Source organism: Microbacterium sp. LKL04, assembly GCF_900102005.1.
Classification (GTDB): domain Bacteria; phylum Actinomycetota; class Actinomycetes; order Actinomycetales; family Microbacteriaceae; genus Microbacterium.
The window spans coordinates 2522013-2536736 of the sequence record NZ_LT627736.1 but is presented as its reverse complement, the minus strand read 5'-3'; the positions used below and the strand labels follow the sequence as shown (position 1 = coordinate 2536736).

General features: G+C 69.1%; 14 protein-coding genes. 3 read left to right on the top strand and 11 right to left on the bottom strand.

Features of this window, described 5'->3' with window-relative positions; genetic code table 11:
* Position 1: 1 nt before the first annotated feature.
* The 7 genes from mnhG to BLP38_RS12395 all read right to left on the bottom strand — a co-directional run bounded on the left by mnhG (position 2) and on the right by BLP38_RS12395 (position 7340).
* Positions 2-358, bottom strand: coding sequence for a monovalent cation/H(+) antiporter subunit G (gene mnhG, locus BLP38_RS12425; protein ID WP_091358174.1), 357 nt, complete (start codon positions 356-358; stop codon positions 2-4).
* Positions 355-576 (bottom strand): monovalent cation/H+ antiporter complex subunit F, encoded by a 222-nt coding sequence (locus BLP38_RS12420; protein ID WP_373457715.1) that lies wholly within the window; start codon positions 574-576, stop codon positions 355-357. Before BLP38_RS12420 ends, mnhG begins: the two co-directional genes overlap by 4 nt.
* 50 nt (positions 577-626) lie before the next feature.
* Entirely contained in the window at positions 627-1226 is a 600-nt protein-coding gene (locus tag BLP38_RS12415) for a Na+/H+ antiporter subunit E (protein ID WP_091358165.1), read from the bottom strand.
* A complete protein-coding gene (locus BLP38_RS12410; protein WP_091358162.1) occupies positions 1216-2787 on the bottom strand; it encodes a Na+/H+ antiporter subunit D in 1572 nt (523 codons plus the stop codon). Before BLP38_RS12410 ends, BLP38_RS12415 begins: the two co-directional genes overlap by 11 nt.
* Positions 2784-3305 (bottom strand): Na(+)/H(+) antiporter subunit C, encoded by a 522-nt coding sequence (locus tag BLP38_RS12405; RefSeq protein ID WP_091358158.1) that lies wholly within the window; start codon positions 3303-3305, stop codon positions 2784-2786. The genes BLP38_RS12410 and BLP38_RS12405 overlap by 4 nt, the downstream gene beginning before the upstream one ends.
* The gene (locus BLP38_RS12400; RefSeq protein WP_091358154.1) at positions 3302-6217 is read right to left on the bottom strand and encodes a Na+/H+ antiporter subunit A; all 2916 of its coding nucleotides are present in this window, start codon (positions 6215-6217) and stop codon (positions 3302-3304) included. The genes BLP38_RS12405 and BLP38_RS12400 overlap by 4 nt, the downstream gene beginning before the upstream one ends.
* An 82-nt stretch (positions 6218-6299) precedes the next feature.
* Complete coding sequence (locus tag BLP38_RS12395) at positions 6300-7340, bottom strand: LacI family DNA-binding transcriptional regulator (protein WP_091358151.1); 1041 nt, start codon at positions 7338-7340, stop codon at positions 6300-6302.
* A gap of 67 nt (positions 7341-7407) precedes the next feature.
* Between BLP38_RS12395 and BLP38_RS12390 the strand changes: the two genes are divergently transcribed.
* Positions 7408-8622, top strand: a complete 1215-nt coding sequence (locus tag BLP38_RS12390; protein WP_091359847.1) for an MFS transporter — start codon at positions 7408-7410, stop codon at positions 8620-8622.
* A gap of 6 nt (positions 8623-8628) precedes the next feature.
* Here the strand turns inward: BLP38_RS12390 and nucS are convergent, their stop codons facing one another.
* The gene (nucS, locus tag BLP38_RS12385; protein ID WP_091358148.1) at positions 8629-9315 is read right to left on the bottom strand and encodes an endonuclease NucS; all 687 of its coding nucleotides are present in this window, start codon (positions 9313-9315) and stop codon (positions 8629-8631) included.
* Between the two features lie 44 nt (positions 9316-9359).
* On the opposite strand from nucS, the gene BLP38_RS12380 reads away from it, so the two are divergent.
* On the top strand, positions 9360-10037 hold the full coding sequence (locus BLP38_RS12380; protein WP_091358145.1) for an HAD hydrolase-like protein: 678 nt from the start codon (positions 9360-9362) through the stop codon (positions 10035-10037).
* A gap of 4 nt (positions 10038-10041) precedes the next feature.
* Here the strand turns inward: BLP38_RS12380 and BLP38_RS12375 are convergent, their stop codons facing one another.
* Complete coding sequence (locus tag BLP38_RS12375) at positions 10042-10248, bottom strand: cold-shock protein (RefSeq protein ID WP_018187833.1); 207 nt, start codon at positions 10246-10248, stop codon at positions 10042-10044.
* Positions 10249-10433: 185 nt separating this feature from the next.
* Here BLP38_RS12375 and BLP38_RS12370 point away from each other — a divergent pair, with 185 nt between their 5' ends.
* A complete protein-coding gene (locus BLP38_RS12370) occupies positions 10434-12074 on the top strand; it encodes an FAD-dependent oxidoreductase (RefSeq protein WP_091358142.1) in 1641 nt (546 codons plus the stop codon).
* A gap of 58 nt (positions 12075-12132) precedes the next feature.
* On the opposite strand, the gene BLP38_RS12365 is transcribed toward BLP38_RS12370, so the two are convergent.
* Together BLP38_RS12365 and BLP38_RS12360 are read right to left on the bottom strand one after the other, a co-directional pair.
* Positions 12133-13155 carry an FUSC family protein gene (locus tag BLP38_RS12365; RefSeq protein ID WP_091358139.1) on the bottom strand — a complete coding sequence of 341 codons (1023 nt, stop codon included), beginning with the start codon at positions 13153-13155 and terminating at the stop codon, positions 12133-12135.
* A gap of 68 nt (positions 13156-13223) precedes the next feature.
* Positions 13224-14699 carry a DHA2 family efflux MFS transporter permease subunit gene (locus BLP38_RS12360; protein WP_091358137.1) on the bottom strand — a complete coding sequence of 492 codons (1476 nt, stop codon included), beginning with the start codon at positions 14697-14699 and terminating at the stop codon, positions 13224-13226.
* Positions 14700-14724 lie beyond the last annotated feature (25 nt).

The following is a 14724-nucleotide window of genomic DNA, read 5'->3' as shown; positions in this document are numbered from 1 at the left end:
GTCAGCCGCCCGCGGCGGGCGGGGTCTCCTTCGCCTCGGCGAGTTCGTCGACGTGGAGGTTCCGGCGATCGATCGTGCCGTTGCGGTAGGCCTGTCGTCCGACCATGTGCGCCGAGAGCGGCGCGGTCGCGAACTGGATGAGCAGGACGGGGACGAGGAACGCCACGACCGCCCAGGACTGCAGCTCGAGGCCGATCGCGATGGCGATCAGCAGCAGTCCGAGCACCTGCGGCTTCGTGGCTGCGTGCAGCCGCGTAGGCACGTCCCGGAACCGCATCAGGCCGATCGCGGCCGTGAGGCACAGGAGCGCGCCGACGAGGATCAGCAGCAGGGCGACGACGTGGAGGATCTCGATCATCGGTCGACCTCCGAGTCGCGGCGCGCCACGAAGCGGGCGATCGAAACCGATCCGAAGACGCCGACGGCGGCGACGATCAGCAGCACCGGCAGGGTTCGGGTGTGGTGGTTGATGGCCATCTCGGCGCCCAGCGCGCAGATGAGGAGCGTCAGGAGCACGTCGGAGGCGACCGCGCGGTCGAGGATCGACGGACCGATGATGATGCGCCAGACGGTCATGAGTGCGGCGACACCGAAGACGGCGCAGATGAGGACGATGAGGATGGTGGTCACGAGCTCTCCTCCTTCACGCGCGTGCGAATGCCCTCGGCGCCGGCCTGCGATGCGCGGACGGCGTCGAGCTGAGCCCGCGAGCCGACCGCACGGACGAGCCGTGCCTCCCAGCGCTGCACCATCCGGCGCTGCTGCTCCACCTCGGCATCCGTCGACGCTCCGAGGACGTGCAGGTACAGGATGCGGCGGTCGCGGTCGGTCTCGAGGACGAGCGATCCCGGAATGAGGGATGCCGTGACCCCCACGTGCGCCATGATCAGGTCGTCGTCCGTCACGAGCGGCACGGCGACGACCGAGACGCCGGGCTGATGACCGGGCCGCACGACCTGCCACGCGACGACGAGCGAGCCCTTCACGACGGCACCGACGAACTGGAGCGTGAAGACGAGCAGCCACCACGGGTTGAGTCGTCCCGACAGTTCGACGGGGGGCAGGCGGAAGACGCTCGTCACGAAGACGGCGACCACGACGCCGGTGAGGAAGGCGAGCACCGTGAACTGACCCCACAGCAGCATCCAGAGCGCGACGAGCCACAGGAAGAACGGCAGCTGCCGCCAGATGCCGGTCAGCGCGCTCCGCTGGATGTCAGTTCCCACCGTTCACCTCCTCCTGCAACTGGGTGAGGCTCACGGGGTTCAGGAGCGACGCTCCCATGCTCGCGCACAGGTGGTAGAGCGGACCGGCGAAGACGGTCAGTGCGATCGTCACGGCGACCATGCCCGTCGTCGAGGCGGTCATGATGCGCGGGATGACGCGGCGTTGCGTCTGGACGCCGGCGGCGGGGGCGTCGTCGAGGTACGAGATGCGGTCGATGACGCCGGACTCCTCGTTCGCGTCCTCCTCCTCGCGCCAGAACGAGAGGTTCCAGGCTCGCATGAGGGCGTACAGGGTGAGAAGGGACGTCAGGATGCCGGCGACGATGAGCGCGTACATGATCGGCGTGCCGACGGCGGCGGCCGCATCGAACAGCGCGTACTTGCCGATGAATCCCGAGAAGGGAGGCAGTCCGCCGAGGTTGATCGCCGGGATGAAGTAGAGCACGGCCAGCAGCGGCGCCGCGCGCATGAGCCCCTTGACCTTGAGGATCGAGGTCGATCCTGCGCGGCGCTCGACGAGCCCGACCGCGAGGAAGAGCGTCGTCTGCACCACGATGTGGTGGACCATGTAGTAGATCGTGGCGCCCAGCGACGCGGGCGTCGCGATCGCGAGCCCGAAGACCATGTATCCGATGTGGCTCACGAGCGTGAACGACAGGATGCGCTTGAGCTCGGCCTGAGCGACGGCGCCGAGGATGCCGACGATCATGGTGGCGAGCGCGACGATCAGCAGCAGTTGGTTGACGTCGTTGTCGCGGAAGATCTGCGTCTCGGTGCGGATCATCGCGTAGACGCCGACCTTGGTCAGCAATCCGGCGAAGACCGCGGTGACCGGCGCCGGCGCGGTCGGGTACGAGTCGGGCAGCCAGAACGACAGCGGGAAGACCGCGGCCTTGATGCTGAAGGCGAGCAGCAGCATCAGATGCAGCACGAGCTGCACCTCGTCGGGGAGCTCCCCCATCCGGTCGGCGAGCTGCGCCATGTTGACGGTGCCGAGGGCGCCGTAGATCGCCGCGATGGCGGCGAGGAAGAGGATCGATGAGACCAGTGAGACGACGATGTAGACGACGCCGGTGCGGATGCGGGACTCGGTGGACCCCAGCGTGATGAGCACGTACGACGCGACGAGCAGGATCTCGAACCCGACGTAGAGGTTGAAGAGGTCGCCCGCGATGAACGCGTTGAAGATGCCGGCGGCGAGGATCAGGTACGACGGGTGGAAGATCGAAACCGGCGTCTCCTCATCGCCGTCCGCGGCGCCCTGACCCACGGAGAAGAGGAGGACGGCCAGGAGCACGATGCTGGAGACGAGCACGAGGAGCGCGGCCAGCCGGTCGACGTATAGGACGATGCCGAACGGGATCGGCCATCCGCCGACCGAGACGGCCAGCGGCATCCCGCTGACGTCCACGTAGTACAGCAGCACGGCGGCGATGACCGCGGCGACGGTGAGGGTGACGATCGAGACCCCGACCTGCACCCGACGCCGACGCCCGAAGATCAGCGCGATGCCCGCGCCGAGGAGCGGCAGCGTGACGAGCAGGGGGACGAGGGCGGTCATCGGTGCCCTCCCGGCTTGTCGGTGGGGGCGTCGTCGCGCAGTTCGGCGATGTCCTGCGCGTGGAGGATCACGATGGGGGAGGTCTCCGTCCCGATGAAGTCGGTCGTGGCGTCGTCGTCCTCGTCGGTGATCTCGTCGTCCATCGTCTCTTCGTCGCGGGCGCCGCGCTCGCGCACCTCGCGGTCGGCCTCGTCGTCGGCGACCGTGTCGGCCTGTCCCAGCTGCCAGGAGCGGTAGATGAGCGCGAGCAGGAACGACGAGATCGCGAACGTGATGACGATGGCCGTCAGCGACAGGGCCTGCGGCAGCGGATCGCTGAACTCCTCACCCTCGCCGTCGCTGCCGAAGAAGGGCGCGACGCCGGGAGCACCCATGACGATCAAGAGGAAGAGGTTCGCAGCGTTACCCAGGAGCAGGAAGCCGATGAGGACGCGCGTGAGGCTGCGCTCCAGCATCGCGTAGACGCCGGCGGCGAAGAGCACACCCATGATGATCACGAGGACGAGCGAGACGGTCATGCGCTCACCCGCTCCCGCTGCGCCTGCGTCTGCCGGTCGACCTCGGCGCCGAGGGAGCGCAGCACGTCGAGGACGAGTCCGATCACGACGAGGTACACGCCGACGTCGAAGATCGTCGAGGTCACGAACTCGACCTCGCCGAGTAGGGGGATCTCCGCCTCCCAGTACGTGCTCGTGAGGGGCGCGGCACCGAAGAACAGCGGCACGATCGCACACGACAGGGCGAGCACCATGCCCGCGCCGAGGAGTCGGCCGGCATCCGTCGGCGCGGCCGCACCCAGCTCCCACCGTCCGCCGGCGACGTAGCGCATGACGAGTGCCATACCGGCGACCAGGCCGCCGGCGAATCCGCCGCCGGGCAGGTTGTGGCCGGCGAACAGCAGGTACACCGACACGACGATGATCGAGTGGAAGAGGACGCGCACGATCACTTCGAGCAGGAGCGATCTGTTCTCGGGCTTCACCTTCAGTCCGCCCACGAGCCACGCCTGGCGGGTCGAGCCCGGCGCCGTGGAGCGGGGGCGCGGTCCGTCGGCCGTCTCGACGAGCGGACGGCGGCTGCGTCCGGAGCTCGTCGGAAGAGAGGGCAGGACGCGGCTGTCGGAGCGGTTGGTGACGAAGACGAGGGATGCCACGCCTGTCGCCGCGAGGATGAGGACCGAGAGCTCGCCCATCGTGTCCCACCCGCGCAGGTCCACGAGTGTCACGTTGACGACGTTCTTGCCGTGCCCGATCTCGTAGGCGAGGTCGGGGAACGGACCCGAGACCGGGTCGGCCACGCGGGCACCCGTCGCGATGAGGGCGACGGCCGCCATCGTGACGCCGACCCCGATGCCGATGACGGCGCGGACGACGGGGAGCACCGACGCGTTGTGGTCGCCCAGGCGTGCCGGGATGCGGCGGAGCACGAGCGCGAACGCGATGAGGGTGACCGTCTCGACGAGGATCTGCGTGAGGGCGAGGTCGGGGGCGCCGCTGGTCGCGAACAGGAGCACCATGCCGAGACCCGTGACCGAGACGAGCACGACTCCCGTGTAGCGCTTGCGTGCGCGGATCGCGACGATGCCCGCGAGGATCATGACGGGAGCGGCGAGCAGCTGCGCCGGGCTCTGCCAGGCGTCGACGGCGATGCGCCACTCGGTCGAGGCCAGCAGGGCCGTGGCCTCGGCGGCGATGAAGACGACGAAGATCGTCCCGACGTAGAACGGCAGCGAGCCGCGCTGGGTGAGCGACGTCGTCCAGACCGAGACCTTCGCGACGCCGCGCAGCGACAGGTTGTAGACGTCGTTCGCCGTGAACGGCAGCATGCGGGTTCTGAGTGGGCGGCGCTGCGTGATCCAGAACAGCAGCGCGCCGAGGGCGATCGAGCCGAGCGAGAGGAAGAGCGCGGGCTCCCACCCGTGCCAGAGAGCGAGGTGATATTCCTTGCCGCCCTCCTCGAGCGGGATGCTGTCGGCGTAACCCGCGAGACCCGAGTCCAGCAGCGGCGCCGTGACGCCGGCGACCATGGTCAGCCCGCTGAGCACGACCGGCGCCACCAGGAAGCCGATCGGCGGGTCGGGCCACTCCGTGCGCTCGCGCGGCGCACCGGCGGCATCCTTCTTCGTCCAGAAGGCACCCCACACGAAACGGATGCCGTACGCCGCCGTCAGAGCGGAGCCGCCGAGGATCCCGATCAGGGGGATGAGGGCCGTCGCGGACGCGCCGCCCTCGAGGAACGAGGTGAGCGCCGCTTCCTTCGCGACGAAGCCGACCGTGGGCGCGACCCCCGCCATCGACGCGATCGCGATGATCGAGAACGTCGCGAGCGTCGGCGCCTGGCGCCCCACCCCTGAGAGCTCCCCGATGTCGCGGGTGCTCAGCTGACGGTCGATGACGCCGACGATGAGGAACAGCGCCGACTTGAAGAGGGCGTGCCCGACGAGGAGGGCGAGACCGGCGAGGGCGCTGTTGCGTTCGCCGTAGCCGAGGACGACCGTGAGCATGCCGAGCTGGCTGACGGTGCCGAAGGCGAGGATGCGCTTGAGGTCCGACTCGCGCATCGCCTGGAATCCACCGAGGAGCATCGTGAAGATCCCGAGGCCGATGACGATGGGTCGCCACGGGTCGGTATCCGCGAAGGCGGGCGCGAAGCGGGCGATCAGGTAGATACCGGCCTTCACCATGGCGGCGGCGTGCAGGTACGCGCTCACCGGCGTCGGCGCGGCCATCGCGCCGGGGAGCCAGAAGTGGAACGGGAAGATGGCCGACTTGCTGAGGGCCCCGACGAGGAGCATGACGATCGCGGCATTCAGGGCGACGGCCTCGCCGCCCTGGAAGACGGGCCCGGTCTCGATCATCGTGGTGATGCTCGTCGTGCCGTAGAGGACGACGAGCATGACGACGCCGATCAGCATGACGAGCCCGCCGAGCGTCGTCACGAGCAGGGCCTGCAGAGCGGCGCGTCGGCTCGCGCCGCGGCGGTGGTAGAAACCGATGAGCAGGTACGAGAGGACGCTCGTGACCTCCCACAGCATGATGAGCACGACGATGTCGTCGGTCAGCACAAGCCCGTACATCGCACCCGCGAAGGCGAGGAGGACCGCCGAGAACGTCGCGAGGCCCTCGCGCTTGCCGGCGAAGTACCAGCGGCAGTAGAGCATGACGAGCGCGCCGACGCCGGTGACGATGAGCGCCATGACCCAGCCGAGAACGTCCATCCGCATCGACAGCTGGACCTTGAGATCGGGAATCCAGGCGTATGTCTCGAACGGGATATCACCGTTCAGCACGCGCGGGGCCTGCAGCGCCGTGTGCACGAACGCGGCGATCGGAACGAGAGCCGCGACGAGGAAGGTGCGCGAGCCGAGCCGGGAGACGAGGGCCGGCAACAGGAGCGGCACGAGGGCGAACGCCGCGAGGAGGATCAGCAACCTGGCCTCCTTGTGCAATCGCGGGGGTCGAGATGTCCAGTCTACCGGCTGAGGGATAGGCGGCGCCCGGCCGGCTCCCAGGTCACCCCGGTACGGGCGCGGTCGTGTTCCCTCGTCGGAATGTGCAGGTGAGGGTGAGGGATGCCGGTTCCCGCCCCTCGAGCATCGCGACGACCGCCTCGCCCGCCGCGCGTCCCTTCGCGCCCGCGTCCTGCGCGAGCGTCGTGAGCGCGTAGGGGGCCAGACCGTCCACTGCGACACCGTCGAAGCCCGTCACGCTCAGGTCTTCCGGAACCCGGAGCCCGGCTTCCTCGGCGGCACGGATCACCCCGGCCGCCAGGAGGTCGCTCTGCGCGATGATCGCGGTCGGCCGGCGACCCGAGAGCAGCACACGGCCCGCGGCGAGCCCTTCGTCGATCGAGCTCTCGCGGACCGCGTAGGCGGCAGCATCGGGGAAGATCTCCCGGGCGCCGAGCAGTCGATCGCGCGTGACGTCGACGGTGATCTGCGCGGGATCGTCGATGAAGCCTCGGGGACGCGCGGCATCCTTCGCCAGCGTCACCAGCGCCACGTCATCGTGACCGAGGGAACGCAGGTGCTCGGCGGCCGTCCGCTGGGCCTCGACGTTGTCGAGGAGCACGCGGGGGACGTCGGCTCCGGCATCGCCCTCGATCACCACGACGGGGATGCCGCGACCGCGGAGCACGTCGACCGACGACTGCAGGATCTCGTTGCAGCCGAGGAGGATCGCCGCGTCCAGGGGCGCGGTCGTCAGGGTGGGGCCGGACTCCGCCGGGCCCTCGTCGGTGAGCAGGAGGATGCCGGCGCCGATCGGGCTGAGGGCGGCCGTGAGTCCGTCCATCATCTCGGTGGTGACGGGGTCGCGGAACGCGATGCCGAGCCGCTCGCGGAAGAGCACCGCCACGACGCCGGCTCGGCCGGTCCGCAACGACGCCGCTCGCGGGTCGGGACCGGTGTATCCGAGGGCATCGGCGGCGCGCATCACCTTCGCGCGGGTGGCGTCGGAGACGGCGACCTTGCCGCTGAAGACGACGGATGCCGTCGAGGCCGAGACTCCGGCGTGGCGCGCGACGTCGGAGATCGTCGCTCGGCGGCTGCTCATGCTCTCGATCGTAGCCGCACGGATCCGATTGTCGAATCGATTCGGAGATGCCGCTAGAGTGACCGTCATGACCCTCGAGCTCACCTCCGCGCGCCTGTGGACCTGGCGTCTCGCCGTGTTCGCGATCTTCACCGCGAGCGGCTTGAGCATCGCGACGTGGGCGTCGCGGGTGCCGTCGATCAAGGCGGCGCTCGGTATCGACAACGCCACCATCGGACTCCTGCTGCTCGGCATGGGAGCGGCGTCGATTCTGGGCCTGTCGGTCTCTTCGGTCATCGCGGCGCGTATGGGTACCCGGCGCGGGATGCTCCTGGTAATGCTCGTGCTGGCGACCGGCCTGTTCCTCATCGGGCTGGGCACGGACGTCCTTGCCGCCGTCCCCGTGGTCCTCGTCGGGCTGATGCTGTTCGGCTTCGGCAACGGCGCCCTCGACGTGCTCATGAACGTCGATGGGGCGGCGATCGAGGTCGAGGTGAAGAAGACGATCTTGCCGCTGTTCCATGCGTTCTTCAGCCTGGGCACCGTCATCGGAGCCGGGCTCGGGGCCCTCGCCGCTCGTGCGCAGATCTCGGTGTTCGCCCATGCCGCTGTGATCGCGGTGTCGATCGCGGTCATCGCCGTCGTCGCGTTCCGTTTCGTTCCGCACCGTGAGTTCGGTTCACCAGACGCAGCACCGGCCGGGTGGCGGGCCCGCCTGATGATCGCCCTATCGGCGTGGCGTGAGCCGCGAACCTACGTGCTCGGCGTCGTGATCCTGGGAATGGCGTTCGCCGAGGGCGGCGCGAACGACTGGATGGCGCTCGGCGTGAGCGAAAACCACGACAGCACGGAGGAGCTCGGCGCCGCCGCACTCATGGTCTTCTCCGTCGCGATGACCGTGCTGCGTGTGTTCGGCGGACCTCTCGTCGACCGTTTCGGTCGAGTGGCGACGCTGCGCGTCCTCGCTGCGACGACGGTCGCAGGCATCCTGCTGTTCATCCTCGCGCCGAACCTGCCGCTCGTGTTCGTCGGGGCTGCGCTGTGGGGGGTGGGCGCCTCGCTCGGCTTCCCGCTCGGCATGTCGGCGGCGGCCGACGATCCCGAACACGCGGCAGCGCGCGTGAGCGCTGCGGCGACGATCGGCTACATCGCGTTCCTGTGCGGGCCGCCGATCCTCGGTGTGATCAGCGACCACATCGGTCTGCTGAACGCGCTGTTCATCATCGCCGCCCTCGTCGCGGCGTCCGGGTTCGCGTCCGGTGCGGCCAAGCCGCTGCCGGGAACCCGCGGCACCGGTCACTGACGCAGATCAGAACAGGCGGGGCGCCCCGGACTCGATGCCCTTCATCTCGTCGTAGTCCAGAGTGACGCAACGGATGCCGCGGTCGGTCGCGAGCACCTTCGCCTGGGGCTTGATCTCCTGGGCGGCGAACACGCCGGTCACGGGTGCGAGGTGCGGGTCGCGCCCGAGCAGCTCGAGGTAGCGCGTCAGCTGCTCCACGCCGTCGATGTCGCCGCGGCGCTTGACCTCGACGGCGATCGTGCCGCCCTCGGGGTTGCGCAGCAGAAGGTCGACCGGCCCGATGGCCGTGGGGAACTCACGTCGCACGAGCGTCAGGTTCTCGCCGATAACCCCCACCTGCTCCGCGAGCAGCCGCTGCAGGTCGGCCTCGACGCCGTCCTTCACGAGACCCGGATCCACGCCGAGCTCGTGCGATGAGTCGTGGAGCACCTCGTAGATGCGGATCGTCAGTTCGTCGCCCGTCTTGGCGTGCGTGACGCGCCACTTCTCGACGACGTCGATGTCGTCCTCGCCGGGCTCGATGATCGTCAGCGTGCACGGCGGGCTCATCCAGTTCAGCGGCTGATGCTGGATGTCGCGGTGGAACGCGACCGTGCCGTCCGCCTTGACCATGATGAGACGGGTGGCGGGGGGCAGATGCGTGTTCAGGCGACCGGTGTAGTCGACGGAGCAACGGGCGATGACGAGACGCACGGCGACGAGCCTACCCGCGGCATCCGTCCCCGTAGGCTGGTCGCATGACGACGCGCTCCCCCTGGTCCTGCATCCTCTGGGACGTGGACGGCACGATCGTCGACGCATCCGTGGGCATCCTCAGCCGCCTCGACCGCTGCCTCACCCACTTCGGGTACCCGGCGCCGACGCGCGCAGAGCTGGTCCACTGGATCGGCCCGCCCATGTACGACTCGTTCCAGAAGAACGTCGGGATGACGCCGGAACAGGCCACCGAAGCGGTCACCTATTACCGGGCTCTCGGCAAGGCCGACGGGTACACCGCGAACGTGGAGCTCTACCCGGGGGTCGGGGAGCTGATCGCGGACATCGCGGCGGCGGGCATCCCGCAGGCGACCGCGAGCTCGAAGCCCGAGGTCCAGGTCGTCGCGCTCATGGAGCACTTCGGCCTGTCCGAGCACATGCAGGCGATGGCGGGTGCGACACCGGACGAGAAGACACTCGCCACGAAGGCCGACATCGTCGCCGAGTCATTGCGTCGCCTGAAGGCGGCTGGAGCGGATATCAGCCGCCCGATCCTCATCGGCGACCGCCACCACGACGTAGACGGGGCCGCCGCGAACGGCGTCCCCGTCATTTTCGTACGGTGGGGCTTCAGTTGGCCCCACGAGAGCGATGGGGCGCAGGCGGCGGTCGACACGATGGCCGAACTCCGCCGCCTGCTCCTCACTGCTGAGGTGTGAAACCTCAGACGGGGCGAATGTTCTCCGCCTGCAGGCCCTTGGGGCCCTGGGCGATGTCGAACTCGACTCGCTGGTTCTCTTCCAGCGAGCGGTAGCCCGAAGATTCGATGGCTGAGTAGTGGGCGAAGACGTCGGCGCCGCCTTCATCGGGAGCGATGAACCCGAAGCCCTTTTCCGAGTTGAACCACTTGACGGTACCGCTGACGCTCATGAACTGCCTTACTGATTGATGCCGGCGACACGTCCGCCGGTCCTTCCCCAACCTAGCCCTCACAACCTGTACAGTCACCCCCTCCGTAGGAAGGTGACACAAACGTTGCCCGCCAGACACCCATGGAGGGACGAAATGAGGGACGGATGACACCTCTCAATACCCCCGGGGGTATTCTGGTGACCATGCGCACCATCATCATCGGTGGAGTCGCCGCAGGCATGTCCGCGGCGACCCGCCTGCGTCGACTCGACGAGGACCGTGAGATCGTCGTCTTCGAGCGAGGCCACCACGTGTCCTTCGCGAACTGCGGGCTCCCCTATTACGTCGGCGGCGTGATCGAGGACCGCTCCTCGCTGCTGCTGCAGACGCCGGCATCCCTCGCCTCCCGCTTCGCGCTGCAGGTCCACGTCCGCCACGAGGTCGTCGCGATCGACACGGCTGCGAAGACCGTGAAGGTCCGCGACCTCGAGACCGGCGACGAGCGGATCGAGCCCTTCGACGATCTCGTCCTCGGCATGGGCGCGACGACGGGCGATCCCATCCCGGGTGAGGGGATGCCGGTCATCACCCTCCGGAGCGTCGAGGACGTCGACGCGATCACCGCCGTCCTCGCCGAGGCCGCCTCGCCGCGAGCCGTCGTCGCGGGAGGCGGGTTCATCGGGATCGAGGCGGTCGAGAACCTCGTCGCCCGGGGCGCACGGGTGACCCTCGTTCAGCGGGGCCATCAGGTACTGAGCCCCCTCGACCCCGAGATGGTCTCTCCCGTCCACCGGGCACTCAGCGATGCCGGAGTGGATCTGCGCACGGGCGTGACCGTGTCGGGAATCGGTGCCGGCGTCGCCACCCTCTCCGACGGGACCGAGGTGCCCGCAGAGCTGGTCGTCGACGCTCGCGGCGTGCGTCCCGAAGTGCAGATCGCGAGGGCCGCGGGGATCGCGCTCGGTCCGACGGGCGGCATCGCCGTCGACGACCGGCACCGCACGAACGTGCCCGATGTGTGGGCCGTCGGCGACGCCGTCGAGAAGACCGATCACCTGGACGGCACCGCGACCCTCGTCACCATGGCCGGGCTCGCGAACCGGCACGGTCGCGCGGTGGCCGACGACATCGCCGGTGCGGCGACCGTCGCCGCGACCCCTGCTCTGGGGACGACGATCGTCGGAGTCCTCGGCCTCACGGTCGGTCTCGTCGGCTGGAGCGAACGCCGACTCGTCGCGGCGGGCCGGCCGCACCGCATCGTGCACACGCACCCCTTCTCTCATGCGACCTACTACCCGGGCGCCGAGCAGATGGCCATGAAGCTGTTGATCGATCCCGACACCGACCTGATCCTCGGCGCGCAGCTCGTGGGGCGGTCAGGCGTCGACAAGCGGCTCGACGTCCTGGCCGTCGCGATGACGGCAGGGCTCACGGCATCCGCTCTCACTCAGTTGGAACTCGCCTACGCGCCGCAATACGGTTCGGCGAAGGACGCGATCAACATGGCGGGGTACGTGGCCGAGAACCTGGCGACCGGTGCCGACCGTACGATCCAGTGGCATGAGGTGGATGCCGCCCGCGCAGCCGGCGCCGTGGTCGTCGATGTGCGCACGACGGGCGAGCACGAGGCGGGATCGATCCCCGGGTCGATCCTGATCCCCCTCGACGAGCTTCGCGAGCGTCACGGCGAGCTCCCCGATGCGCCGCTCATCGTCCACTGCAGGGTGGGCCAGCGGGGCCACACGGCCAGCCGCATCCTGCAGCAGCTCGGTCACGACGTCCGCAACCTCGACGGCGGGTGGCTGACGTGGACCGACGGAGCCGAGACCGCCGGCCGCAGCTGAGCCGGCTGGACGAGAGCCCCGACAACGGAGAGCTCACGGGCCAACCGCCCGAGGGATGTCAGCGAGTCCGACGAACGAGAGCGGAGACCACGGCGACGGCGGTCCCTGCAACGATGCCGACGAGCGTCTCCCCCAGACGATCGCTCAGCAGGACTCCGGCGGTGGTCGGTGCCGCGAGCTGCACCATCAGGAGCGCCAGCGGCGTGATGAACACCATCGCGATCGCATAGTTGCGGCCGACGAACAGTTCGGCGGCCGCTTGGAGGGCGACGGCGATCAGGATCACGCCGAGCGGCGGCACCCCCAGGGCGAGGATGGCTGCGGCCACCACCACTCCGAGACCCGTTCCGATGAGACGCTGCAGGCCGCGGATGATGCGCGCCTTCACGTGCGGCCCGCTGACCGCCGCGACGGCACCGACCATCGCCCAGTACCAGTGCGAGTCGAGCAAGAGGAGCCCGGCGATTCCACCGAGGAGCGTCGCGACCGCGACCGTGATGGCCATCTCCGCGGCCACGGCACCGACGGCAATGCGGTTCTTCGTCCGTGTCAGGCGCGGGATGCTCCGGGCCGAAACGGCCTCGTAGACGAACGTGATGATGATCGAGAAGATCACCGCCGCGAGGCCGACGGCGAGGACGTCCATCAGTCGGGTGACATCAGCGGGGACGGATGCCGTGGCTCCCGCGGCGAACACGATGAAGAGGGCGCCCGGCGGGTGCCATTGCGCCGAGTAGGCGAGCAGCGTGACGAGCGAGGCGACAGCCGACACCACGACGATCGCCCACGGCGCCGCCAGGCCGGCGACCGACGTCGCCGTGCCGATGAGCATCGCGGTGAGGAGGACGGCGCCGGCGGCCGCCTGCATCCTGACCCGATCGCCGATCCGGTCGGTGCGCCCGTAGAGCGACGCGAAGGCTCCGAAACTCGCGTAGATGCTGAGATCGAGCCGGCCCATCGTCCAGAGGAAGAGGAGCGGGACACCCACGCTGATCGCCGCGCGGATCGCGACCGTGTGATCGCGGTCGTACGGTGCGACGCGGATGACCCCGGTCCAGATCCGGCCACGCGATGCACTCACCTGACGAGCCTACGCGCCGAGGGCTGACGCCTCAGGGGGCCGCATGCGAGCGAATCACGGGAGACGCCTCAGTGCACGGGGCCCTGTGCCTCCGACTCCCCGACGGGCTTCCGCACGAAGGCCGCCAGCACAACGGCCACCGAGGCGACCGCCGCGCCGACGAAGAAGGCGGTGTGCACGCCGGACGCAACAGCGCCGATCGCATCGGCCCCGGATGCCGCCGCGGCAGCGCCACCGACCGACATGAGCGTGATGAACAGAGCCGTGCCGGCCGCACCGGCGACCTGCTGCAGCGTGCTGACCGTCGCGCTGCCGTGCGAATACAGCCGCTGCGGAAGAGACCCCAGCGCCGACGTGAGCAACGGCGTGAAGACGAAGCCGAGCCCGAGGTTCAGAGCCATGTGCACCGCGATGATCCATGCGACCGACGTGCCTTCACCGAAAGTCGTCATGCCCCACAGGGCCGCCGCCGCGACGACCATGCCCGGAAGGACCAGCGGCCGCGGTCCGAAGCGGTCGAAGAGCGATCCGACGACGGGAGCGATGATGCCCATCAGCACACCGCCGGGAAGGAGCATGAGTCCGACGGTCAGGGTGTCGAGCGCGAGGACCTGCTGCAGGTAGATGGGAAGCAGGATCAGCGACCCGAACAGCGCCGACATGACCACGATCACGAGGACGACGGCGAGGCTGAACGAGCGCGACCGGAAGGTCCGCAGGTCGAGAAGAGCGGCATCCGTCCGCTGCAGCACCAGCTGACGGACGACGAAAGCGATGAGGGATGCCGCGCCCACGACGAGCGGGATCCACACGGGAACCGGGGCGTGGCCCGACGCCGACTCGCCGATGGAACTGAGGCCGAAGATGAGACCGCCGAAGCCCAGGGCCGACAGGACGACGGAGAGGATGTCGAAACGCGCGTCCCTCGTCTCGGTCACATTGCGCACCCAGAGCGCGCCGAGGGCGATGGCGACGAGCGCGATCGGCAGGACCAGCCAGAACATCCAGCGCCAGTCCAGCGCCGAGAGGATGAGCCCCGAGACCGTGGGGCCGATCGCCGGCGCGACCGCGATCACGATGCTGATGACCCCCATCATCCGCCCGCGGTGTGTCGCCGGCACGACGTTCAGCACCGTGGTGAACAGCAACGGCATCATGATCGCGGTACCCGACGCCTGGACGATGCGGCCGACCAGCAGCATCCCGAATCCCGGCGCCAGAGCCGCGATGAGCGTGCCGATCGCGAACAGCGTCATCGCGGTGAAGAACACCTGGCGCACGGTGAAGCGCGCGAGAAGCGTTCCGGTCAGGGGGATGACGACGGCCATCGTGAGGAGGAAGCCTGTCGTCAGCCACTGCGCGGTGGCTGCCGTGATATCGAGGTCGACCATCAGGCTCGGCAAGGCGACGCCCATGATCGTCTCGTTGAGGATGACGACGAAGGCGGCAACGACGAGGAGCGCGATGACCGGTCCGGTCTTCGCGGGGGGAACGGCGACCGTCGGGGCGGGCGCTGTGCCGGGGCGGGAGTCACTGAGTGTCATGGGTTGCCTTCGATGTCGCGCGATG